The following is a 22,284-nucleotide window of genomic DNA, read 5'->3' as shown; positions in this document are numbered from 1 at the left end:
CGCTCGCGATGTTCGGCGCACCCGCGCGAGCCGTCCGTGAGGATCGGCCCCACCAGTGCGGAGCGGGTAGGGGCAAGGCGGCCGACCACGCGCCCGGGCCCGGACGACCCACACTCGCGCGGCGCCCGGCATCGCCCTCGCTCGAACCATCGCCGACACGGCCCCAGTGAACATGCCCGGCGCCCGCAGGCGAAAGGACGGATCCGGCCGACGCGGTCCGCGCCCGGCTGTCGGAACGCCGTTTCCGTGTCCGGTCCGTGTGTTGTCGTCGTGGATCGCCTCACGCTCGCAACTCCGGCCGACGCACGGCTCGTTCCCGGATATTCGGGGCCGGAGGGTGGATCGCGCCACTTCCGTGGCGGATCGGCCGATCTCGACATCCGCCGCCGGGAGGCCGCCGTTCCCCTGTCAGTGGCTGTGAACCTCGGTCTGCCGTCGTGCGGATGCCCGCAGGAAACGGCGGCCCTGCGGTCATTACGGAGGAAGGGCGCATTTCCTGGCATTGGCGCGGGACGGTGTGTATGCGGTGCGTATGCGGTGTGTATGGGGTTGCACCTTCCGTAGCGGCATGTGGTCCGCTGGACTTACGTCCCGATCCCCTGAGGAATGGTCCCTGCTCATGCATTCGTCTTTCATGCCACCCCGCCAGGTCAAGATCGGTGACGCGGCGGCCTTCGCCGGCAGCACGCCACGAGCGATCCGCCATTACCACGAGATCGGCCTGCTCCCCGAGCCCGAGCGGGGCGGCGATGACCGCCGCCGCTACGGGTACGAGGACATGATCCGCCTGCTGTGGATCCGCAAGATGGCCGAAGCCGGGATCGCCCTGGGCGACATCCGTGACGCCTTTACCACCGGGATGGCTTCCGTCGGTGGGGACAGCGGAGACGGTATCGCGGGCACCCTGGAGCGGTTGGAGGAAACCCTCGCCGAGCAGGAGGCGGGGCGGGAGGCCGGCTCCATGAGCGCGTTCGAAGCCATTGGCAAGATGCCCTACGACTTCTCCCCGGCCCGCCTGCGCTGCATGGAACTGGCCGAAGAGCTGTCCGCCCAAGACTCACCCGCCACATAGAACACGGCCTGGCGGGGGCTTCCTCAGTCCTGCCGGCAGAGGAGTCCAGGAGGAGGTCCAGCAGACGGGGACATGTCCCGCGCCCGAGGCCCGGGCGTGCTCACTGCCAGGCGGCACCGCCGCGGTAGACCCGGTGGTCGGAGATGCGCCGCTCGCCGCCGTAGAGGCTGTCGCCTTCGACGGCTCTGAAGTCGGCGCCGCTGAGGAAGATGTAGTCGATCTTCTTCAGCGTCGGGGGACTGGTCGCCTCGGAGCTGAAGGTGATTTCCCCGCTGCGGCCCCGGACGGCCCCCGCGGGCCAGGAGGCGGAGTAGTCCGCGTCCGACTCGTCGGCCTCGTGGAAGATCCCCTCGCCACCGCTGTGGCTGTAGAACTTGCCATGACGGGGTCCAGTGGCTCCGCGTTGAAGTCACCCATCAGTACCTCCGGCTTCGTGGCGTGCCACCCGGAGGCCAGGGCCGCCAGGTTCGTCGCCTGGAACGCCCGCTGCTCCGCGGAGGCGGCGGTGAGATGCACGGAACAGGCCTTCACGGGGCGGGAGCCGAGGGCGGTGTCGGCGCAGAGCAGGAGGTTGGGATTCGCCGCGGTGCCGAGGTTGTGGGTCTCCCGGGGGGTGGCGATGGGCTGCTTGGAGAAGAGCGCCATGCCGAACCCGTTGCCCTCGGAGGCGTCGTAGTCGTCGCACTGCCCGCCGGTGCCGCTGCTGGCGTACGTCGCGTGGTATCCCTGGGCGACCAGGGCCGCGCGGATGCCGCGGTACTGGCTGTAGCAGGCCTCGTTCAGGGTGACGATGTCCGGGCTGTAGTTGCCGACCGATTCCACGATCTGGGCCGCCCGCACGGTGACTTCCCCGCGGGAGTCGGTGCCGGGCAGGTAGTTGTGCGGAGCGTCGGGCTGCCAGCAGACGTTGCCGCACATGTTGAAGTGCCAGAACCTCAGGTCCGTGCCGGCCTCGGCCTCCGGGCTGTTGATCCCCAGCTGCGCGGTGAGTGCCAGCGCGCCGAAGGCGGCGACCAGATAGCGGAGACGGCGTCTTGCACGTGTCATGGTGAAGATTCCTCCGAAGCGTGCGGTTTCGACATCCCGTGGAGCTCTCTGGCCCTACGACGAAGTCGCCGCCCCCGTGGTGACACCTGTCGCCGGAATGCGACCTGGCTCTCCCCGCCCGGCCGCCCAACGGACGGCGTTCGCGGTGGCGCTTCCGGCACGTGGAGGCCGGGGCCGCCGGTCGAGGAGATGCCCGCCGCTCCGCCGGCCGGGCCCGTCCGGCGACCACTGCCGGCCGGCCCCTTCCTCTGCGGGGCCGTCAGCCGGGGCAGCACCACAGACCAGCAGGAAGGAGTCTGGCCCGGCTGGGAGAACGCCCGGGTGATACGCAACCGCCTGCGCAACCGCCTGATCTCGTCCGCCGCCGCCGCTGCCGACGGGCCGGCCGCGTCCGGCGTCAACCTGGCCCGGGTCGCGCTGCGGGCCGCGATGGAGCAGGCTCGGGAGAACGGCGGCGGCCGGAAGGCGAAGCCGCAGCCGCGCACGGTCCCTACGATGTGCCGGGATGGGGACGGGCGCGAGCCGATGGGCCCCGGGGCCGCGATCGGCGCGCTGATCACCGAGGGCGAGTGGTGGGCGGCCATCGCCCAACAGCCTGGCCGGGCAAGGCGATCGGATACGGCGCGGGCCGGATCACCGGCCGCCCGAGCCTGCCGCGTGAGCAGCTGCCGATCGTCGAGATCCGGCGGGACGCCGACCATGGCCGGTGATACGACCGCGGGTGCCTGATCATCGGGTTCTACCGGCGCACGTGGGAACACTCGGACGCGACGATCAACGACCTTCCCCTCGACGCGCCCGGCCACGTGCCGTGGTGGCCGGAGCCTTATGCCGACACGAACCTGTTCGCCGTCATGGTCCATGTCCTCGGCGAGTCCATCCGGCATGCCGGGCATGCCGATATCCTGCGCGAGGGCCTCGACGGCCGGACCGGGTTGCGCGCCGAACTTGAGAAGCAGATCGACGAGGAAGCCCGTGCGGCCTACTGCGCGAAGATCGAGCAGGCCGCCAGGTCGGGGGCGCCTGTTGCTCCGTTTCCGTTCCTCCCCTGGGTGGCGCGCTTCCCGGCGCGACCGGCTCGGGCTCGAAACGCGTATCGGTCGGGTGCGGCGAGTGGTGCCGGGCACTCGGGGCGGCGGCACTGGCCGGGAGCGCCGCCGCCCGGCGCGGCGGTCGGGCAGAGCCGCGGCGTCCGGGCTTTAGCGAGGAGCGGTATCGCCCGGAGGCTCTGCTCCCAGGAGGGCGAGCAGCCCGGGGAATCTCTTCTCGATGTCCGCGCGTCGTAGACGGATGCCCTTGCGGTTGCCGTAGTCGATCTCGTCAATGAGACCTGCCTCGCGCAGGACGCGGAAGTGGTGGGTCTGGGTCTGCTTCGAGATCGGAAGAGCGAACGAGTTGCAGCCCCGCTCGTTGTCGCTGCGGTCGGCGGCCAACTGCGTCAACACCGAACGACGGTGCTCGTCGGCGAGGGCGCGAAACACCGCACCCAGATCGAGCGCGTCGGCCTCCGGGCCGACCAGGTTCTTTCCGGTCACGTGGCACCCCTCTTAGGTATGACTTGAATCGTACCTGAAGGGTGTGCTCCACTGAGGTACGAAATTTTTCGTACCTTGGTCCCGGTTGCGCTGCCCCGTGCCGCCGCGCCCCGAGACCCGGCCCCGGCACTCGCCGGGGACCTGGTCATCGACACTCCGAGAGGTCATCGTCATGAAGAAGCCCGAGGTGCTGATAGTCGGTGCCGGAATCGCAGGACCCGCACTCGCATACTGGCTTTCCCGGAATGGCTACCGGCCGACGGTCATCGAACATGCCCGGCAGCTGCGCTCCGGTGGCAGCGCGATCGTCGTGAAGGGGCCCGCGATCCCGGTCGCCGACCGCATGGGCATCCTCCCGCAGCTCCGCGGGCTCGCCACCCGCAATCGGTCACTGACCCTGCTCGACCCCGACGGCAGGCGAATCCTGCAACTCCCGCTCACCTCGGACGAGGCGCCGACGGTCGAGGTGACCCGAGCCGACCTGTCCGAGGTGCTCCACCGGTCGGCGCAGACCGAGGCCGAGTTCTTGTTCGACGACACGGTCACCGCTCTCGACCAGGACGGAGGTGGGGTCGACGTCACCTTCCGGCGGTCCGCGCCACGGCGCTTCGACTTGGTAGTCGGTGCCGATGGGATGCACTCCACCGTACGGCGCCTGGTATTCGGACCCGAGCGGCAGTTCGCGAGCGACCTGGGCCTGTACGGCGCGACCGTGCCGCTGGAACCCGACGCCATCGACGACCCGAGCGAGATGACGATGCTGACTGTGCCGAACCGGATGCTGGTCGTCCACCCCTCGCGGACCACTCCGCTCGCGATCTTCACCTTCCGGGGAGCACAGCCGGCGCCCCACGACCGCAAGAACATCGCCCTTCACAAGCAGACCGTGGCCGACGCCTACGCCGACGTGCGGTGGCGGGCGCCGGAACTCGTGGCGGCGTTTCTCGACCACCCGGCTCCGTTCTTCGACCCCCTGACCACCATCCGGGTGCCCTCGTGGTCCCGCGGACGGGTCGTACTGCTCGGGGACGCGGCGGCGGCGACAGCCCTGCTGGGTGACGGGTCCAGCATGGCGATGGCGGGCGCGTACGCCCTCGCAGAAGAGCTCGCCGCCCATCCCGGTGATCACGCCCGCGCCTTCGCCGCCTACGAGTCGCGGCTCCGCCGTGAGGTAGGTCCGCGGCAGCGACGCGTCGGTCTGCTCTCCAGGCTCATGGTGCCCCGCACCCGGCCGGGCCTCGCGGTGCGCAACGCGGTGGGCCGCGCGGTCGAGCGCACGAACCGGATCGCCTCTCGCGAAGCCGTGAACCGGTAGACCGAGTCCGCGTGTTGGCCCTGTTCTCCCGAAACTACGGCGAAGTGACAAGTAGCTCTCTGTAATCAGAGTGACGCTCGGTCGGGGAGAGCAAGGCGGGGTCCGGAGACTTCGCCGGCCGGAGGGCTGCGAAGTCGGCGTGGGCCCGCTCGACGGCCTCGGGGTATGCCTCGCGCTTGGCTTGTTCGGCGAGCGCCCGGTAGATGCTGGCGACGGACGGGCTCCGTCCCTTGCGCTTGCCGGTAGGGATGATCAGGTCCGGCTGGATCTGCTCGACGGACTCGCCGTTCGCCCGCCTGCGGAGCACGGTGTGCGGCATACAAGGCGGACTCCAGGCGTGCCGCGAGGTCGGCAGGGAGGCGCGGCGCGCTCGAACGCGGCATGGGCGGCGCACAGTCTCGCCACCGTAGGCAGGTCGGCCGGGATGGCTGGGCGGACCGTGCCGCCCAGCCGTGCGGTGTCCGTCAGCACGCGCAGGTGATGGAGCCGATCGGAGCGGTCAATGGGTCCGCCTCGCGCTGCTCGGTACCGGCCAGCGATTCGACCGGGAAGCCCTCGCGGATCCCAGTATTCGATACCACCGATCATCTCCTTCACCCGGTAGCCGAGCTGGGCAAGGGCGAGCCTGTGCGCCGGTCAACGATCCAGCCGGCCGCCGGCGACGGCGGGATGCGGGTCTTCAGGATGCCACCCCGGCCGCACCCTCCGCCGCCGGTTCCGGAGCCTGCGCATCCGGCGCGATGCGGGGCCCGCGCACCATGGCCACCACGGAGGCGAGGCCGAGGTGGGCGTTCATGCCGACGCGGCTCGTCCTGACGTTGATCTCGCGGGCGAGCGCTGACGCGCGGAGAGTGGCTCACGAGCCGGCCACGCCGGGTCTCGTCCTCAAGCGCCGGACGCGGCTGTTGTGGCGGACCCGGGCTCGTGCGAGGTACGGCCGACGAGCGTCCCCGCACGGCCCGGGCGCGACGCGGTCAGCGCACCGTCAGGCGCCGCAGGCGTGACACCGCCGCCCGCGCCCCGTCGACCTCGAGGCTGACGTAGCGGGCCGTCCCCGAAACGGTCAGCCGGCGCAGTCGGCCCCGCCCGGTGAGTGACCCGGCGTTCTGGTAAGTGATGCCGTCCGTGCTGAAGCCGGCCTGCGCGCCCGGCACCGTGCCGGCCGTCCACTCGGTCTCCACCAGGCGGACCGGAAGGGCCGCGCCGAGGTCCACCACCATGCGGCCGCGCGCGCCCGGCTGCCACGCTGTGCGGACGTCGCCGTCCACGGCCGCCGCGGGGTCGGACATGCCCTCCGGCAGGGGGCTCGTGGGGAAGACGGTCCTGCCGAGGGCCAGGTCGTCGTGCGGGTGGGCGGTCGCGCCGTCCAGGACGACGGTGATCGTCCGGCCCGCTGTGACCGAGGCGACCCTCGCACGCCCCTGGGCCTGGACGCGCAGGGCGCAAGAGACCCCGGACAGGCGCACGGTCGCACCGTCGACGACCTGCGCCCGCAGGCCCGGCGGCAGTCGCCTGCCCGTGAGGGGGGTGAGCGTGAAGCGCGGGGCCAGCACGACCGCCGAGGCGGCGGGCAGCGCGGTCTCCAAAGAGGTGCCGTCGGCGGTCAGCGTCTGCGTGCCCTCGAAGACCACCGTGTCCGTGCCGGTGCGCGGGATCGCGATCCTCGTCCTGACGGGCTCGCCGGAGAGGTTGAACAGGGTCAGGTGCCCGTCCGTCAGCGTCGTGCGCACCTCGGTGGTCTCCGCCGCGGGCGCGGGCTGCCGGGCGATCGTGCGCAGATTCCCGGCCGACGTGCCGGGGAAACCCTCGACGAGGAGAGGTGCCGCCGGGCCGTCGCCGAGGACGATCATGTCGTCGTAGACGCCGATCGGGTTCCGGCCGTCACGCACCACGAGCCCCGCGCGTCCCTCGACGTCGAGCCAGCCGCCGCGGCTGCTCACCGCCGGCCTCGGCCCGGTCGCCAGGTCCTTCCAGTCCCGGCCGTCCGCGGACCCCTGGACGCGGTAGGCGCGGCCGGCGGCCGATTCCCAGCGCAGGGTCACGCGGTCGATCCTGCGCTCGACGCCGAGGTCGACGGCCAGCCAGCTGTCGGCGCGCGGACGGTCGGCCCTGGACACCGCCCAACGCGTGGTCCCGTCGCCGTCCACCGCGAGGGGCGCGCCCCTCCCGGCGTCGGCCGACGAGGCGGTGGCGGACCCGCCGCGCGCGAGGTCCTCGCCCTGGGTGCCGTCGCGCACCTCGAAGGCGTACAGGGAGTAGCCGTAGGACGGATCCGGCCGCACCCCGAGCATGCGGACGTGGCGCACCGTCGTGGGCGTGAAGCCGAGGTCGTCCACCCGCCCCGCGGGGGTGCCGGTGGAGGTGTCGCGGGCGCGGACGGTCGCCTCGCCCTCCTCGAAGCGGTAGGTGCGTGAGCCGTCGAGTCCCGGCATGCCGGGCATCGTCAGGTTGTGCACGTCGAGGCGGCCCTCCGCGTCGGCGGTGCCGCTGCTCGCGTAGACGACGGCGCCCGTCGGCAGCGTCGCGAAGCCGGCCCAGCCGCCGTCCAGGCGCAGCAGCGTCGCGCTGCCGTCGAAGCCGTCGCGCAGGGACTCGTACACGCGCACCGTACGGCCCCGGACCTTCGCGCCGGTGGCGGGCAGGAACATCGGGGTCGCGCCGCCGAGCCGGAACAGCCAGTCGTCGTGCCCCGGCTGCCAGGCGAACTTCACGAACCCCGGCTTGGTCACGGCACCGGCCCACGCGGCACGCGACTGGTGCGACACCAGCCCGGGGCCGGTTCCGAAGTCCGTGACACCGGAGGCCCGTGCGAACAGTTCCTCGCGCGACAGTGCCGTCACGGGCCGGCCGGAGGCCGCCGCCCACACGTGCAGCAGGTAGCTGATCGCGATCTCGGCACGTGCCTCCGGTTCGTACTTCGGCTCCCCCGAGAACTTCACCATCCGGTGTGCGGGCGGGTACTGCTGATAGGCCTCCAGCCGCGACGCCAGCTCCTGCTCCGCGCGCGCCGCGGCCCGGTCGCCCATCACCTGGGAGAGGAAGGCGAGCGGAATGACGTCCCGGCCGTAGAGGTGCTCACGGTCGTTGACCATCGGCATCAGCGGCTCGCCCGCGTCGCTCATGACGCCGAGCAGCGTGCGCCACAGCTCCTGGGCGTTCGGCTGTCGCACGAGGACCTGCGGCATAGGGCGTCCGGCGGCGAGGAAGTGTGCGGAGTTGCGGCCGGAGGTGCGCCACAACTCCTCCTGGTAGTGCGGGCCGAAGGAGCCGTGGTTCTCGACGATGAAGGTGTCGTACAGATTCCGGGCGGTGTTCTCGGAGACGGCGACGCCGTCCACGCGGGCCGGGTTGGCGAGGTCGGCGGGCGGCAGCCCCGCCTCGTTGCGCGACCAGATGCCGTACCACCTGGCCCAGTCGGCGGCGCGACGGTCGTCGTGGGCCCACGCGAGCGCCGGCGCGAGCGTCTGCGCGTACAGGCCCATCTCTTCCAGCTTGGTGTCGCCGACGTGTCCGCCGAGCAGGCCGTTCGGTGTCCAGTCGCCCGAGGCGGGGTCGTCGCCGCTGCCCAACGACACGGTATAGGCGGCCTGTTCGCGGACGATGGTGTCGACGTTCGTCCGCGTCGTGGTGTCGAGGTCCTGCCACAGAAGCCGGGCGGCGAGGATGAAGTACGACTGGAACGTGGTGTCGAAGAACAGCTTGCGGCCCCACTCGTCGCCGCCCGTGAGCCGGCTGGACGCGGCGAAGTGGCGGATCGTGGCGAGTGTGCGCCGCTTGAGCGTCTCCGGGTCCGTACCCGTGCGCGCCGCGTCGTAGGCGCCGTGGGTGAGCAGGACCGCGTTGCCGAGAACCACGGCGAACCCGAAGTCCTTGGCCCTGTAGTGGCCCCGCGCCTCGTCCCACTGGGTCTCGGACCACCGGGTGTGGTCCTGGAGCACACGCAGGTAGGTCGCTGCGACGGCGTCGGGGGGCGTGTCCGTGCGGCCGTCAGCCGCGTGCGGGCTCGCGGTTGCGCTGAGCGGGGGCAGGGCGGCCAGCGCTCCCGTGAGACCGGCGAGATGCAGGAAGCGGCGGCGGTCGAGGGGCAGGGAATGCGGCACGGGCGACACCTCGTAGGCTGGACAACGTTGTCAAAGGGGCTCGCACATTGTTCGGCGGTCCCGGTGTGCGCGTCAACGGGTGTGACGTCAGCAATTCACCGGTCGGCGTCTCACCGGACCGGTCGGCGCCGGCGACCGGTGAGGCGCCGACCGTTCAGTCCGGCAGCCCCCACGGTTTCGAGTCTCCGACGGCCGGTACGTCACGCGGGCCGAGGTCCGCGTGGGTGCCACGGCGGAGAACGACGGCCGTTTCTCCCGGGCCGAGGGGAACCTCGATGCGGCCTGCCGCTGTCTCCCGGTGGCGCAGGCGCCGCCCGTGCTCGTCCCGTACGTCGATGGCGCCGTCGATGCCGTGCTGCAGCACGAGCGGCGCACCCGCCCGGCTGTGCACCCGGACCCACCGGGTCCGGCCGCCCGAGCGGTCCGCGTCCACCAGGAACGCGCCCTGGGTGCGCAGCCCCTGGACGGAGGCGTCCGGCCAGCGCCGGGAGACGGAGGGGAAGACCCATACGACCTCCGCCGAGATGGACGTGGTGTTCACGATGACCCCGCCTCCTTGCGCCAGCATCTGCGGGATCTCGTACTTCATGCCGAGGAAGACACCGCCGGCGTTGGCGCGCCAGACGTCTTCCATGTCCGTGAGGGACTGTTCGTGCAGCCGCGCCGCCCGAGGACTTTCGACGCCGGCGTTGTTGCCCGCGACGTCGAGTCTCCCGTAGCGGCTGACGCAGGCGCGGACGAGGTCCCGCACCTCGCTCTCACGGCGCACGTCGGCGCGGAGGAACGTCGCCTCACCGCCGGCCGCCCGGATGCCCGCGGCCACGTGCCGGCCGAGCTGCTCGCGCCGACCGCAGAAGAACACCCTGGGGGAAGGCCGCCCCGGCGCTCGGGCGGCGCTCGGGCGGCGCCGTGTGCCGCCGGATCCCGGTGCGCCTCGCGCGTTACCGGGGCTCCGCCGCGGGCACCATAATTGATCATTTGTGAGGGTCATGCCGGCATAGTGAAAGCACCCCTAAATGTCGTCCACCGGCTCGCCCTCCGCCTGGGACGGCTCGGTTCTGGGGACGTCCGGATGCTGTTCCACGGCCGCGTTCTCGGCCGGTTCGTCGCGCTCGCCCTCGGCCTGCGAGGGAGTGCGCGAGTACAGCCAGCGGTCGTCGTACGAGGCTCCGGTCTTCATGGCGGGCCTCCCTCGGTCGCTCATCTCCATACTCCTCCCGGGGGCGCCGCGAGGCGAGTGTGCTCCGTGGCGCGTACGCCGTCGGCGCCGTGCCGCTCCGGCCGGAAATCGTCCCGGCGCCGGAATTCACGCGCCCCCAAAAGTGACGATCAATTCCCGATACCAGATATTCGTAGCGCACCGGAACCGGCGTTTTGAGGTGAACCCGGAGGGATTGAATCGCGCCAATGGGAAGTCGTGCGCATCCCCGCGGCCGAAAAAACGCTTGGACGTCCTGGGTGCCGTCACGGGAAACTGCCGTTCTCGCGGCGCTTTCGACGTGCGAGTAGCGGAAGGCAGGGGGATGGGATCTCCTGATACGCACGACGCAATGCCGGGCAAGGGCTCGGTGCTCCTCGCACTTCGTTACTACCGACGGGAACTGGTCCGTCTCCGGTGGCTGACGGTTCCCGGGATGCTGCTTCCGGCGCTGGGCAACATCGGCATCTACTACATCGCTCCGTTGCTCGTCGCGAAGCTCGTCGGCGGCATCGCGGGCGACACCGGCGCCGACGTCGGCGCGGCACTGCCCTACGTCCTCGGCTTCGCCGGTGCCCTGTTCTTCGCGGAGGCGGTGTGGCGCGTCGGCCTGCACTGTCTGAACCGGCTCGATGCCCGCGGCATCGAGCACTTGTACGTGATCGGAATGGACGAGCTGTTCGCCAAGGACGCGGCGTTCTTCCACGACCACTTCGCCGGCTCGCTGACCAAGCGGGTCCTGAGCTTCGCCGCCCGCTTCGAGCAGTTCGTCGACACGCTGACGTTCTCGGTCGTGGGCAACTTCGTGCCGCTGCTGTTCGGAGCGGTGGTGCTGTGGCGCTACGAGCCGCTGCTCGTCGTCGGGCTGCTGGTGATGATCGCGGTGACGGGGCTGTGCGTGGTGCCCCTCATCCGCCGTCGCCAGGCCCTTGTCGCCCAGCGCGAGCGGGCGGTCGCCCGGGTCTCGGGCCATGTCGCCGACAGCCTGATGAACATGGACACGGTCCGGGCGTTCGCCGCCGAGGACCGTGAGGCCGCGGAGCACCGGTCCCGCGTGGCGGAGTCGCGGCGGCTCACGCTGAGGTCGTGGGACTACGGCAACCTGCGTATCGACACCCTGGTCGCGCCGATGTCCGTGATGACCAACGTACTGGGCCTGCTGCTGGCGGTCACGCTCGGCGGGGGCGGGCACGGAGTGGAGGCGGTCGTGGTCGCTTTCACGTACTACACCAACGCGACGCGGATCATGTTCGAGTTCAACCAGATCTACCGTCGTCTGGAGAGCTCGATGACGGAGGCCGCGCAGTTCACCGAACTCCTGCTCGAGCCGCCTACCGTGCTCGACCCCGCCTCGCCCGAGCCCCTGCGGCCCCGGGCCGCGGACATCAGCTTCGAGAAGGTGACCTTCGCCCACGCGGGCGCGGAGCCGCTCTTCGAGGGCCTCGACCTGGCCGTGCCGAGCGGGGCGAAGATCGGTCTCGTCGGCCGGTCCGGCGGAGGCAAGACCACACTCTCCCGGCTGCTGCTGCGGATGACGGACATCGACGCCGGCCGGATCCTGATCGGCGGCCAGGACATCAGCAGGCTGCGCCAGGCCGACCTGCGCGGCCTGATCGCGTACGTGCCCCAGGAACCGGCGATGTTCCACCGCACACTTCGGGACAACATCGCGTTCGCCCGGCCGGGGGCCACCGAGGCCGAGATCCGCCGCGCGGCCGAGGCGGCGCACGTCACCGAGTTCGCCGACGCGCTGCCGGACGGTTTCGACACCATGGTGGGGGAGCGGGGCGTCAAGCTGTCCGGCGGGCAGCGTCAGCGGGTCGCCCTCGCCAGGGCGATCCTTCGCGACGCGCCGATCCTGCTGCTCGACGAGGCCACCAGCGCCCTGGACTCCGAGAGCGAACTCCTCGTCCAGGAGGCGCTGTGGCGGCTCATGGAGGGGCGGACGGCCCTGGTCGTGGCGCACCGGCTGAGCACGGTCGCCACCATGGACCACCTCGTCGTCCTCGACCGGGGACGGATCGTCGAGCAGGGCACGCACCACGAACTGCTCGCGTCGGACGGCGCCTACGCGAGGCTGTGGCAGCACCAGTCGGGTGGCTTCCTCGACGGCAGTCCCGTCGGCGACAGCCCTGTCGGTGGTATGGCTGTCGACGGCACCCCCGCGCCGGCCGACCTGCACTGAACGCGCACTGCCCGCCGCTGCCGCCCCGGACCGGGGCGGGCGCCGCCGGAACGCGGTGCCGTGGTCAGGACGGCGAACCCGGCTCCGGCGCGGATGCCGGCCGCGTGCTCCGAGGGGATGCCGTACCCGAGGTGACGGCGGCGCGGTCCCAGGTTCGGGAGGTCACGCCGCGCTCGCGCAGGACGGCCTTGCGGACCTTGCCGGTCTCGGTGAGCGGCAGCTCCGGAACCGTCTCCACGAAGCGGGGCACGGCGAAGGCGGGCAGTTCACGGGCACAGTGCCGGGCCAGGTCCGCCGGGTCCAGCACACCGCCCGGCCGGACGACCACCGCGACCATGACCTCGTCCTCGGCCAGCTCGGACCTCACGGGGAAGGCCGCCGCCCCGGCCACCGCCGGGTGGGCGCGGACCACCGACTCCACCTCGGACGACGAGATGTTCTCGCCACGGCGCCGGATGACGTCCTTGACGCGGTCGACGAAGCGGAACCAGCCGTCGGGTTCGCGGACCACACGGTCGCCCGTGCGGCGCCAGGAACCGGGCGGCGGCTCCGGATCCCCCAGGTAGCCGGTGGAGAAGGCGTACGGGTGGTGACTGCGGACGAGCAGCTCGCCCGGTGTTCCGTCCGCGACGGGGCCGAGCGTCTCGTCGACCACCCGCGCGGAGAAGCCCTCGCGTACCGTGCCCATGCGGCCGGGCCGGTACGCGTCGGGCGTGGCGCCGATCACGAGGTTCGTCTCCGTCGAGCCGAACCCGTCGAGGAGGGTGACGCCGAAGCGGTCGAGGAAGGGCCCGCACAGGGGACCCGGGGTGGCCGGGGAGAGACCGCGCCACGCCCGGTGCGCCCGGTCGTCCGGCCCCGGTGGCCGCGCGAGCAGCATGGGCACCATCGCACCGAGCAGATAGACGGCCGTGGCACGGGCCTCCGCCACCTGCGACCAGTAACGCGAGGCGGAGAAACGCCCGCCGACGACGCAGCTCGCGCCCACGGTCATGGCGTGCGCCAGGGTGTTGAGGGCGTTGGTGTGGAACAACGGCAGACAGGTGAACAGGACATCGTCGGACGTGAGCCGCAGCGCCTCCGAGACAGTGCGGCCCCACCACACGAACTGGGCCTGGGGGCAGCGGACACCGCGCGAACTCCCCGTCGTGCCCGAGGTGAAGAGAAGTGCGGCGGTGTCCTCCGGACGCGACCGCCCGGGCGGGATCGCCTCGGCCACACCCGGCCGGGGGACGTCCTCGCCGCCCACCGGCCAGACGACGCCACGATGCCCGGCCGCCGCGGCGTGCGCCACCGACTCCGCCTCGGCGTAGAGGAACCGGGGCCGGGCCGCGTCCAGCGCCAGGCGCAGCGACCGGCCGCGCAACCCGGTGTTCAGCGGCACCACGACCGCGCCCAGCCACGCACACCCGAGGACCAGGTCGACGAGTTCGATCCGGTTGGACAGCAGCGCCGCGATCCGGTCGCCCGGCCGGCAGCCCCGGGCGGCGAGCGCGCCCGCCATGGTGGCCGCGGCCTCGCGGGCCTCGGTGTACGTGCGCGTCACATCCCCCACACGCAGGAAGACGCGGTCACCGAACATCTCGGCCGCCGACTCGACGAGCCCCGGCACGGTCATCTCGCGCACCCGCGCGCCGGGTGTGCCCGTGCCGTACGCCGTCGAGTCACTCACCGCAGCACACCCTCCTCGTGCAGCCGCCGGAGCCGCTCCGGGGAGATGCCCGCGACATCGCGCAGTACCTCGTCGGTGTCGGCGCCCAGCACGGGCGCGGCCCGCCGGACTCCGCCCGGCGTGCGGGTGAGACGGATGGGCACGCCCTCGTGCAGAAAGGCGCCCGCGACCGGGTGCTCGGCGCGGACGTAGAAGCCGCGCGCCCTCAACTGTGGGTCGTGTTCGACGAGTTCACGGCCGTCCTGCACCGCCCCGGCAGGGATCCCCCGCTCCTGGAGCAGCTCCGCCGCCAGATCGGCGGACAGACCGCGCGCCCACTCGCCGAGCACGCCGTCGACCAGGGCGCTCTCGCGCCTGCGGCCCTCCGCCGTCGACAGCCGGGCGTCGGCGGAGACTTCGGGTCGCCCCAGGACATCGCACAGCGCCGCCCACTCCTCGTCCGAGCGGACGCTCACGGCCAGCCAGCGGTCCGCGCCGAGGCAGCGGTACACCCCCTGAGGGCTCCACTCCGGGTGCGCGTTGCCGATCGGGGTCCGGGACGAGGTGAGCAGGCTCGTCCCCATGTGCGCGGCGATCGCCTCCAGCTGGGACAGGTCGATGTGCTGGCCGCGCCCGGTCTCCGCCCGGTGCTCCAGCGCGGCGACCGTCGCCAGCGCCGCCTGCAGACCCGCGACGATGTCACCGTGGCCGTAGATCACGCCCACCACGTCGTCGGGCGCCCAGCCGGTCAGCCCGGTCAGCCCCGAACCGGCCGAGACGGTGTCGGCGTACGACACCCAGCCTGCCCGCGGACCGGTGTGGCCCATGCCCGACATGCTCACGTACACGATGCCCGGGTTGATCTCGCGCAGCGCGTCGTAGCCGAGACCGAGCCGGGTCATGACCGTGGCGCTGAAGTTCTCCACGAGGACGTCACAGGAGGCGATGAGGTCCCGGAGTACGGCGACGCCCTCCTCGGTCCGCGTGTCGAGGGCGATGCCGCGCTTGTTGCGGTTGACCTCGTTGAAGTACCCGTTGGTGTTCGGGTCCGTGTGGTCGCCCCGCGACAGATGCATGAAGGGGGCGAACCGGGTGGGGTCGGGGCGTGAGACGGACTCCACCTTGATGACGTCCGCGCCGTGGTCGGCCAGGACCTTCGTGCAGTACGGGCCCGCGAGGACCCAGGTCAGGTCGAGGACGCGGACGCCGTCCAGGGCGGGCCGGTCGGAGAAGGCGCCCTCGGCCCGTCGCACCGTGCGTCGCTCGTCGAGGAGCGCCTGGTCGTCGCCGGGGCCGGGCACGCCGAGTCGCGTGACCCTGCGGCCCTCCGGGAACGCGAACGGGAAGCCCACGTCGGTCCGGCCCTCGACCCGGGTGAAGAAGTTCCGTGCGGACAGCTGGGGATTGTCCGGCAGCTCGTGCGGCAGGTCCACGGCCGCCCAGGGCAGTTTCCTGGCCTGCGCCCGCTCCGCGAACTCGGCCTTGGGCCAGGTGCCGACGAAGTCCTGGACGACCTCGAAGACGTACTCCTGGTGTTTCTTGCGCTCGACGGGGTCCTGCCACCGGGGCTCCGCGAGACCGGCGTCCGCGCCCTCCTCGCGCAACCACGCGAGCAGCGCGTCCCACATGCGGGGGCTGCCCCCGAGCCCACCGCCCAGGTGGCCGTCGGCGGCCCGGAACAGCCCGTGCGGGACCAGGGGATGCACGCGCCCCGGCCGCGGCGGTACCCGGTCCTCGTGCAGGTAGGCGAGGGCTCCCGCCTCCAGGGCCGCCGCGACACACGCCTGCGCGGAGACGTCGACGAGCTGACCCGGTCCCCGGCGCCGTGCCCGCAGGCCGAGCAGGACGGCGATCGCCGCGTTGACGCCCGCGAGCTGCTCCGCCTGGTTCTCCGGCAGCCGCAGCGGCGGCCCGTCGGGATCGCCCACCTGCGCGAGCATCCCGCCCAGCGCCGCCACGACCAGGTCGGTCCCCTGCCAACCGCTGCGGGGACCGACCAGCCCGAACGGGGTGACGCGCACATGGACCAGGTGGCCGAGGCCCTCGGCGGCCGGGCCCGCGCCGTCCGGCGCTCCGTCGAGCAGGACGTCGGCACCCGCCAGCAGGCGCCGCAGCCCGGCGGCGCCCTCGGCGGTGAACCGGTCCAGCGTCACCGAGCGCTTCCCGGCGTGCCAGTGGACGAAGGCGTCACCGCCGAGTTCGCGCCGCGTCTCGTCGCCCTCCGGGGGCTCGACGAGGACGACCTCGTGACCGAGCCCGACCAGCAGCCTGCCCGCGAACCGGGCGAAGGGGCCGGACAGTTCGACGACGCGGGGGATCGACGCGCTCATGTGTCCTCCGCTCGCCGTCAGCCGCGGTGCTGGTTCAGGAAACCGCTGACCACGCTGTAGTACTCGTACGGACGTTCTTCCTGAGGGTGGTGGGACGCCTGGTCCATCACATACAGACTGCCCCGCGGCACCATGCGGGCAAGCATCAGGGGATAGTCCGGGGTCAGGAAGGCGTCGTACATCCCCCACAGGAAGAGCGCGGGGGCGTCGATACGGCCGAGTTCGGCGGAGAGGTCCTGCCAGTCACCGCGCGGGTTGTCCGAGGCGCCCGCGAGCGCGGTCTCCTCCGGGTCGAGGCTCTGCTCGTAGCGCAGCGTCACGGTGCCTTCGGGGACGGCGGCCGGGTCGTACCACTCCAGACGCGCCATCAGGGCCCGCATTTTCTCCCAGGACGGGCCGTCACCGCCGTAGTACACGTCGCGGGCGTTGCGGCCGCGCCGGCCGCCCTCCGGCAGCGGGGCCAGCGGGCCGTGGAAGACCGGCATACTGCCGGTGACGACCAGCGACCGGACACGATCCGGGTACCTGGCGGCCAGGTCGATCGCGATCGTCCCGCCCCACGAGTTGCAGACGAAGTCGGCGCGGTCCACGCCCAGGGTGTCCAGCAACGCCACCGTCTTCGCGGCGTGGTAGTCCCACATGGGCCCCTCGATGACGGGTTTCGCGGACTTCCCGTACTGCAGGATGTCGACGAGGAGGCACCGGCGGTCCGCCGCGAACAGCGGCGCCACCTGCCCGAAGTCCGACCAGCCCGTACAGCCGGGGCCGCCGCCGTGCAGAAAGACGGTGGGGGTGCCCCCGCCCACCTCGATGTAGTGGTAGTCGACGCCGTCCGCGTCCGCGTAGGTGCCCGGCGGGGGCGGCTGAATGTCCATGAGGTCCATGCCCCGCATCGTGTCCGGCGGCAGGGGCGCGCCCAAGCGGAGCGGTCCGCTGAGCGGGCCGGACCCGTGGTGACGGACGGGCGGCGGCGGTTAGCGTCGTGTCACCCGAGGACGAAAGGCGGCGCATGGCGACGGAGCTGGATCGTGCGGAGGAACGGGCCCGGGACTCGATCGGCCGGCGGGAACGGCGCTCCCTGGGGGCCGTACGGGCCGAGGACGCGGCGGAGTTCGCGCGGGCCTCGGGAGAGACCGCGCCGCACCTGATCGACCCCCGGCACTCCCGGTTCACCGTGCACCCCCTGTACGTCGTCAGTCTGCTGCGCCCGGTGCCCGGCCCCGGCCCGGACGAGGTCCGGCCGGACGGCATGTACCGCGACGAGGTCCCCGGCACGGACGGGCTCGACGTGCGGCTGATGGCGGGCGGTCAGGAGGTGCGCTGGAAGGACGAGGTACGGGCCGGTGACACGATCGATGTGTTCCGGGCCCTCACGGCGGTCGAGCGCAAGGGCTCCGGGGACGGGTTCCTGCTGATCACGGTGGAGAAGACGTACCGCGCGGCGCGCGGAGTGCTCGTCGAGGTCACGGAAAGGTTCATCGTCAGGTGAGTCAGGTGAGTCAGTCGAGTCAGGTGAAGAGTCAGGTGCGTGAAGTGAGCCAGGTGAGCACGCCCATGGATTCCGTCAGTGTCGGTCAGCCGGTACCACCCGTCTCGTTCACCCCCGACGAGGTCACCCTGCTGCGCTTCGGCGCCGTCACCCGCAACACCCACCGCATCCACTACGACACCGCCTTCGCCCGCTCCGAGGGCCTGGCCGGGCCGGTCGTCATGGCGCAGTTGCACGGCTGTCTCTTCCACCGGGCCGCGGCGGATTTCGCCGGCGGGACCGGGCGGGTGCGGGAGATCGCGTGGCAGAACCGGGCGCCCGCCCACGCGGGAGACCGACTCGAAGTCACCGGCACCGTACGCGCGGTCGATCCCGTGCGCGGCGAGGCCACGCTCGACCTCGTGGAGCACTGCGGACCCGCGGACGGCGAAGGCCCCGGCGGCGTCTGCTGCCGGGGCCACGCCGTCGTCGTCCTTGCCAGTGCCGCGTCAGTCCACTGAGCGGCCCCGGTCCAGGTCGAGCACCACCCTCCCGACCGCCTCCCCACTGCGCAACCGGTCCACCGCCTGCCCCAGCCCCTCGATCCCGTGCCGCTCGATCGGCAACGTCAGCTCTCCCGAGGCCAGTTCGGTGAGCAGCCGCTCGGTGTCCGCGGCGACCTCCTTGCCGCGGGACATCAGATTGACGGGCAACAGCGCCACGTCCGCCAGCAGGAAGTCGGCGAGGTCCACGCTGAACTCGCGTCCGGCGGTGTAGCCGACCAGCGCCGCGCGCCCGCGCGGACGGACCAGCGCGAGGGCGTCGCGCAGCACCGGTCCGCCGACGGTGTCGACGATCGCGTCCACCGGCCCGCCGACCGCCTCCGGCGACAACTCCGCCGCCAGGAGCGGCTTCGCCGGCGCCGGGACATGGCTCAGCTTGGCCGGGCGGCCCACCACCCCGATCACCTCGGCCCCGGCGCGCGCGGCGAGCTGCGCGGCCAGCGCGCCGACCGCGCCCGAAGCGCCGGTCACCAGGACCCGTTCCCCGGACCGCACGCCCGCCACCGAGTGCACCGCCAGCCACGCGGTACCCGCGGGGGAGAAATAGCCGCACGCCAGCGCGGGATCCGTGCCCTCGGGCACGGGGAGCACGGCGGCGTCGGGCACCACGGCATGCTCGGCCCAGCCGCCGTCCCGGCGCAGCCCCAGTCCCTTGCCGTTGATCCTCACCAGACCGCCCTCGGCATGGGTGTCCGAGGCCAGGACCACCCCGCACGCCGAGGTGCCCGGCACCGAGGGCAGATCCGGGAGGATGCCGAACTTCCCGTCCACGACGTTCAGATCGAGATGCGCCACCTGCGCCGCCCGCACCCGGACGAGGGTCTGGCCGGGGCCCCGTACCGGCACCGGACGCTCCACGAGCCGGGGAAGCGTGCCGAACCGTTCGAGGACCAGCGCACGGGACGTCCGTCCCCGCACACGACTGCTCACAGTTTCACTCCGTAATGTCGTAGGACCCGCGAGGCCACGATGCGCAGCACGCGGTCGAAGACGAACCCGAGAACGCCCAGGGTGATGATGCCGACGAAGACCCAGTCGATGCGCCCGTAGTTGCGGGAGGTCCAGATCAGCGAGCCGAGGCCGACCTGGGCGGCGACGATCTCGGCGGACACGATGGTCAGGAAGCTGTTGCCCATGGCGAGCCGCGCCCCCGTGACGATGTACGGCACGGTCGAGGGCAGTACGACCTGCTGGAGGATCTGCCGGCGGCCCGCGCCCAGGCTGGCGGCGGCCCGCAGCTTCGACTCGCTCACCGCCATCACCCCGGCGCTGGTGTTCAGCGTGACGATGAAGACCGCCGTGTAGAAGATCAGCACGACCTTGGACGACTCGCCGATGCCGAGCCACACCACGGCCAGCGTCACGAAGGCGACCGGCGGGATGAAGCGGAAGAACTCGATGTACGGGTCGAGGAGCCGGCGTACCAGCGGGATCTGCCCGATGAGCAGGCCGACCGGCACGCCCACCAGCAGGCCGAGACCCCAGCCGATCAGGATGCGGCGACCGGAGGCGATGACCGAGTTGGTGAGCGTGCCGTCGCGGGCGAGAGCGACGGCGGCGGACAGGGTCGCCTGCGGGGAGGCGACCAGGGAGGCGCCGTACGACATCGCCAGCAACTGCCAGATCCCGATGCCGACGAGGACGGACACCACGGACAGGCCGGCCGTGCGCAGTCCCCGTACGGCGCCGCGCACCGGGCGCCGGTCGGTCCGCGGTCGCGCGGTGGGCTTCGCCGTGACGAGCGTCATCGCTCCTCCTCCTGGTCGAGCCCCTGGGCCAGCAGGGACTTGCGGACCTCTTCGCCGATGTCGTCCCGCAGGGCGTGCCGCAGTTCGAGGACGGCGGGGGCGGACTCGTCGCGCGGCCGGGGCAGGTCCACCGGGTAGACGGACTTGACCGAGGCGGCCGGGCCGGCGGTCATGACGGCGACCCGGTCGGCCAGCAGGATCGCCTCGTCGATGTCATGGGTGACGAAGACGACGGTGCAGCCCGAGGTCTGCCAGATGCGGGCCATCTCCTCCTGCATCACCTGCCGGGTCTGCGCGTCGAGCGCGCCGAACGGCTCGTCCATCAGCACCACGCGCGGTTCGTTCGCCAGGACGCGCGCGATCTGCACGCGCTGGCGCATTCCGCCGGAGAGCTGGCTCGGGAACCGGTCGGCGCAGTGCCGCAGGCCGACCAGGGCGAGGTACTCGTCGGCCAGCTTGTGCTGGGCGGCACGGGACCTGCCGCGCATTCGGGGGCCGAACGCCACGTTCTGGCGGACGGTGAGCCAGTCGAAGAGGGCCTCGCTGCTCTGGAAGACCATGCCGAGTTCGGGATCGGGACCGGTGACGGGCACTCCGTCGACGGTGAGGCTGCCCGAGTGCGGGGGCACGAACCCGGCGAGCGCCGACAGCAGGGTGGACTTGCCGCAGCCGCTCGGGCCGAGCAGACAGAGGAACTCACCCGCGGCGATGTCCAGCGAGATGTCGCGCACGGCGTGGAAGGAGCCGAACCGGATGTCCACCCCGTCGACGGCCACGGCCGCACCGTGGGCGTCGTTCTCCGGCGCCGGACCGGCCGGCGGCCGGTCGGCCTCGATGGCCTTGGTCATCAGGATCCCTTCGTCTGCTGGGTGAACCATCCGGGCAGCACGGCCCCGGTCACGTCCGGCTGGGACGCGGCCTTCCCGGTCTCCGCGTAGAACCGGGCGGTCGCGGTGTACCCCCCGAGGTCGGCCGCGGTGATGTCGCGGACGCCGAAGTCGATGTCCTGGATGGCTCGCACGGTCTGGGTGGCGGGGACCTTCGCGGCCTTCCGTGTGGCGGCCGCCGCCGCGTCGGGGTCGGCCTCGGTGGCCTCCGCCGCTTCCCGCAGGGCCTGCGCTATCTTGACCGCCGTGCCCTCGTCGCCGCTCAGCCATTCGTCGTCGGTGATGAGCCAGTGGGCGTACGACAGGCCGTAGTCGCCGGTGGTCTCCAGGACTCGTCCGCCCAGTTCCGCGCCTTTGGCGGGCCACGGCTCCCAGAGAACGTAGGCGTCGACGTCGCCCTTCTGCAAGAGTGCGGGGATCTCCGGCGGATCCGCGGTGACGAAGTCGACCGACCTCTCGTCGATGCCCTTGGACTGGAGGAACCGGGTCGCCGCGAGCTCGGAGAGCCCCGGTACGACGGCCATCTTCCTGATCTCCGAGGGGCTCTTGACACCGGGGCCGACGACCACCTTGAGGTAGCGGCCGGACTCCTCGTAGACGAGCAGCGACCGCAGGCCGGTGTGCTGCTGGAGCATGCCGATGGTGGTGGTGTCGGAGTTGCCGGCGAACTGCACCTGACCGGCGGCCAGAGCGTCGACGCCCTCGCCGCCCCGCCCGAACTGGACGAGCTCGACGTTCACCCCGTGCTCGGCCCACAGACCCCGGGCGTCGGCGAGGAAGAAGGGGGCGAACGAGGGGTCGATTCCGACGGCGATCCGGACCGTGGGGCCGGGCGCCGTGTTCCCGCCGGAACCGCCGGCGGAGTCGGTGGTGGCCGCGCTGCACGCGGTCAGGGTTGTCGCGGCGATGAGAGCGAGGAGGGCGACGATACCCGCGAGGGGGTGTCTCCTGCTGCCCCGTGTCTCCATGGACTCCTCCGTGGGTTGACGGGAGACCGCCGGTTTCGGCCGGTCGTACGGGGTGCGGCCCGTGGGCTGGCGCGAACCGTAGCCCCCGGTGACGGCGGTTGGCACGGTGCGCGGTCCGCTGAACGGGATGGACGCGGAACCGGCCGCGTGGTGAGCCGCCCAGTGACCGGTGCGACCGGTGCGACCGGGGTGGGGCGTGTCGCCCGGTGGGCTCGCG

At 72.1% G+C, this 22,284-nt stretch carries 19 protein-coding genes and 2 pseudogenes; 7 read left to right on the top strand and 14 right to left on the bottom strand.

Annotation, left to right across the window (positions count from 1 at the left end; genetic code table 11):
* The first annotated feature begins 634 nt into the window (after window positions 1–634).
* Window positions 635–1,072 (top strand): MerR family transcriptional regulator, encoded by a 438-nt coding sequence (locus IG02_RS0102760; RefSeq protein WP_420707703.1) that lies wholly within the window; start codon window positions 635–637, stop codon window positions 1,070–1,072.
* A gap of 225 nt (window positions 1,073–1,297) precedes the next feature.
* Here IG02_RS0102760 and IG02_RS0102755 read toward each other — a convergent pair whose 3' ends face one another.
* Window positions 1,298–2,119, bottom strand: a complete 822-nt coding sequence (locus IG02_RS0102755; RefSeq protein WP_030741247.1) for an endonuclease/exonuclease/phosphatase family protein — start codon at window positions 2,117–2,119, stop codon at window positions 1,298–1,300.
* Between the two features lie 189 nt (window positions 2,120–2,308).
* Between IG02_RS0102755 and IG02_RS42025 the strand changes: the two genes are divergently transcribed.
* On the top strand, window positions 2,309–2,848 hold the full coding sequence (locus IG02_RS42025; protein ID WP_051764336.1) for a hypothetical protein: 540 nt from the start codon (window positions 2,309–2,311) through the stop codon (window positions 2,846–2,848).
* Window positions 2,848–3,144: pseudogene (locus tag IG02_RS38645) on the top strand (DUF664 domain-containing protein); the annotation flags it as partial. The gene IG02_RS42025 and the pseudogene IG02_RS38645, both read left to right, overlap by 1 nt.
* 174 nt (window positions 3,145–3,318) lie before the next feature.
* Here the strand turns inward: IG02_RS38645 and IG02_RS0102745 are convergent.
* Window positions 3,319–3,654: an ArsR/SmtB family transcription factor gene (locus tag IG02_RS0102745; protein WP_030741245.1), complete on the bottom strand. Its 336-nt coding sequence runs from the start codon at window positions 3,652–3,654 to the stop codon at window positions 3,319–3,321.
* 172 nt (window positions 3,655–3,826) lie between these two features.
* Between IG02_RS0102745 and IG02_RS0102740 the strand changes: the two genes are divergently transcribed.
* Window positions 3,827–4,969 carry an FAD-dependent monooxygenase gene (locus IG02_RS0102740; protein ID WP_030741243.1) on the top strand — a complete coding sequence of 381 codons (1,143 nt, stop codon included), beginning with the start codon at window positions 3,827–3,829 and terminating at the stop codon, window positions 4,967–4,969.
* 34 nt (window positions 4,970–5,003) lie between these two features.
* Here IG02_RS0102740 and IG02_RS0102735 read toward each other — a convergent pair whose 3' ends face one another.
* The 5 genes and pseudogenes from IG02_RS0102735 to IG02_RS41320 form a co-directional block, all read right to left on the bottom strand.
* A complete protein-coding gene (locus tag IG02_RS0102735) occupies window positions 5,004–5,288 on the bottom strand; it encodes a hypothetical protein (RefSeq protein WP_030741241.1) in 285 nt (94 codons plus the stop codon).
* Between the two features lie 145 nt (window positions 5,289–5,433).
* A pseudogene (locus IG02_RS38640) lies at window positions 5,434–5,593 on the bottom strand (rhodanese-like domain-containing protein); the annotation flags it as partial.
* A 350-nt stretch (window positions 5,594–5,943) separates the two neighbouring features.
* A complete protein-coding gene (locus IG02_RS0102725) occupies window positions 5,944–9,069 on the bottom strand; it encodes a discoidin domain-containing protein (protein ID WP_107055505.1) in 3,126 nt (1,041 codons plus the stop codon).
* A gap of 154 nt (window positions 9,070–9,223) precedes the next feature.
* The gene (locus IG02_RS43590) at window positions 9,224–9,931 is read right to left on the bottom strand and encodes an SDR family NAD(P)-dependent oxidoreductase (RefSeq protein WP_199813937.1); all 708 of its coding nucleotides are present in this window, start codon (window positions 9,929–9,931) and stop codon (window positions 9,224–9,226) included.
* A 150-nt stretch (window positions 9,932–10,081) separates the two neighbouring features.
* On the bottom strand, window positions 10,082–10,273 hold the full coding sequence (locus tag IG02_RS41320) for a hypothetical protein (protein ID WP_158712224.1): 192 nt from the start codon (window positions 10,271–10,273) through the stop codon (window positions 10,082–10,084).
* Between the two features lie 319 nt (window positions 10,274–10,592).
* Here IG02_RS41320 and IG02_RS0102710 point away from each other — a divergent pair, with 319 nt between their 5' ends.
* Window positions 10,593–12,452 carry an ABC transporter ATP-binding protein gene (locus IG02_RS0102710; protein ID WP_051764334.1) on the top strand — a complete coding sequence of 620 codons (1,860 nt, stop codon included), beginning with the start codon at window positions 10,593–10,595 and terminating at the stop codon, window positions 12,450–12,452.
* A gap of 64 nt (window positions 12,453–12,516) precedes the next feature.
* Here the strand turns inward: IG02_RS0102710 and IG02_RS0102705 are convergent, their stop codons facing one another.
* Genes IG02_RS0102705 through IG02_RS0102695 form a run of 3 tightly spaced genes read right to left on the bottom strand, consistent with a single transcriptional unit; the run spans window position 12,517 to window position 17,317 of the window.
* On the bottom strand, window positions 12,517–14,124 hold the full coding sequence (locus tag IG02_RS0102705; protein WP_234314575.1) for an AMP-binding protein: 1,608 nt from the start codon (window positions 14,122–14,124) through the stop codon (window positions 12,517–12,519).
* Window positions 14,121–16,433, bottom strand: coding sequence for a CaiB/BaiF CoA-transferase family protein (locus IG02_RS0102700; RefSeq protein ID WP_030741224.1), 2,313 nt, complete (start codon window positions 16,431–16,433; stop codon window positions 14,121–14,123). The genes IG02_RS0102705 and IG02_RS0102700 overlap by 4 nt, the downstream gene beginning before the upstream one ends.
* 17 nt (window positions 16,434–16,450) lie before the next feature.
* Window positions 16,451–17,317 (bottom strand): alpha/beta fold hydrolase, encoded by an 867-nt coding sequence (locus IG02_RS0102695; protein ID WP_107055524.1) that lies wholly within the window; start codon window positions 17,315–17,317, stop codon window positions 16,451–16,453.
* A 125-nt stretch (window positions 17,318–17,442) separates the two neighbouring features.
* On the opposite strand from IG02_RS0102695, the gene IG02_RS0102690 reads away from it, so the two are divergent.
* Both IG02_RS0102690 and IG02_RS0102685 read left to right on the top strand, forming a co-directional pair.
* Complete coding sequence (locus IG02_RS0102690; RefSeq protein WP_030741218.1) at window positions 17,443–17,922, top strand: FAS1-like dehydratase domain-containing protein; 480 nt, start codon at window positions 17,443–17,445, stop codon at window positions 17,920–17,922.
* A 65-nt stretch (window positions 17,923–17,987) separates the two neighbouring features.
* Window positions 17,988–18,422 carry a MaoC/PaaZ C-terminal domain-containing protein gene (locus tag IG02_RS0102685; RefSeq protein WP_030741215.1) on the top strand — a complete coding sequence of 145 codons (435 nt, stop codon included), beginning with the start codon at window positions 17,988–17,990 and terminating at the stop codon, window positions 18,420–18,422.
* On the opposite strand, the gene IG02_RS0102680 is transcribed toward IG02_RS0102685, so the two are convergent.
* From IG02_RS0102680 to IG02_RS0102665, 4 genes are read right to left on the bottom strand one after another with little or no spacing between them, the layout of a single operon-like run.
* Window positions 18,411–19,394: a quinone oxidoreductase family protein gene (locus IG02_RS0102680; RefSeq protein WP_234314574.1), complete on the bottom strand. Its 984-nt coding sequence runs from the start codon at window positions 19,392–19,394 to the stop codon at window positions 18,411–18,413. The two genes, IG02_RS0102685 and IG02_RS0102680, sit on opposite strands and share 12 nt — an antisense overlap.
* Window positions 19,391–20,212, bottom strand: coding sequence for an ABC transporter permease (locus IG02_RS0102675; RefSeq protein ID WP_030741210.1), 822 nt, complete (start codon window positions 20,210–20,212; stop codon window positions 19,391–19,393). The genes IG02_RS0102680 and IG02_RS0102675 overlap by 4 nt, the downstream gene beginning before the upstream one ends.
* Window positions 20,209–21,060 carry an ABC transporter ATP-binding protein gene (locus IG02_RS0102670; RefSeq protein ID WP_078854124.1) on the bottom strand — a complete coding sequence of 284 codons (852 nt, stop codon included), beginning with the start codon at window positions 21,058–21,060 and terminating at the stop codon, window positions 20,209–20,211. The genes IG02_RS0102675 and IG02_RS0102670 overlap by 4 nt, the downstream gene beginning before the upstream one ends.
* Window positions 21,060–22,067 (bottom strand): ABC transporter substrate-binding protein, encoded by a 1,008-nt coding sequence (locus IG02_RS0102665; RefSeq protein WP_030741205.1) that lies wholly within the window; start codon window positions 22,065–22,067, stop codon window positions 21,060–21,062. The genes IG02_RS0102670 and IG02_RS0102665 overlap by 1 nt, the downstream gene beginning before the upstream one ends.
* Between the last annotated feature and the right edge of the window lie 217 nt (window positions 22,068–22,284).

The organism is Streptomyces sp. NRRL F-5135 (genome assembly GCF_000719775.1).
In the GTDB taxonomy this organism is placed as follows: Bacteria; Actinomycetota; Actinomycetes; order Streptomycetales; family Streptomycetaceae; genus Streptomyces; species Streptomyces hebeiensis.
Note: the sequence above shows the minus strand (reverse complement) of the source record. Positions and strands in the feature narration are given on the sequence as shown.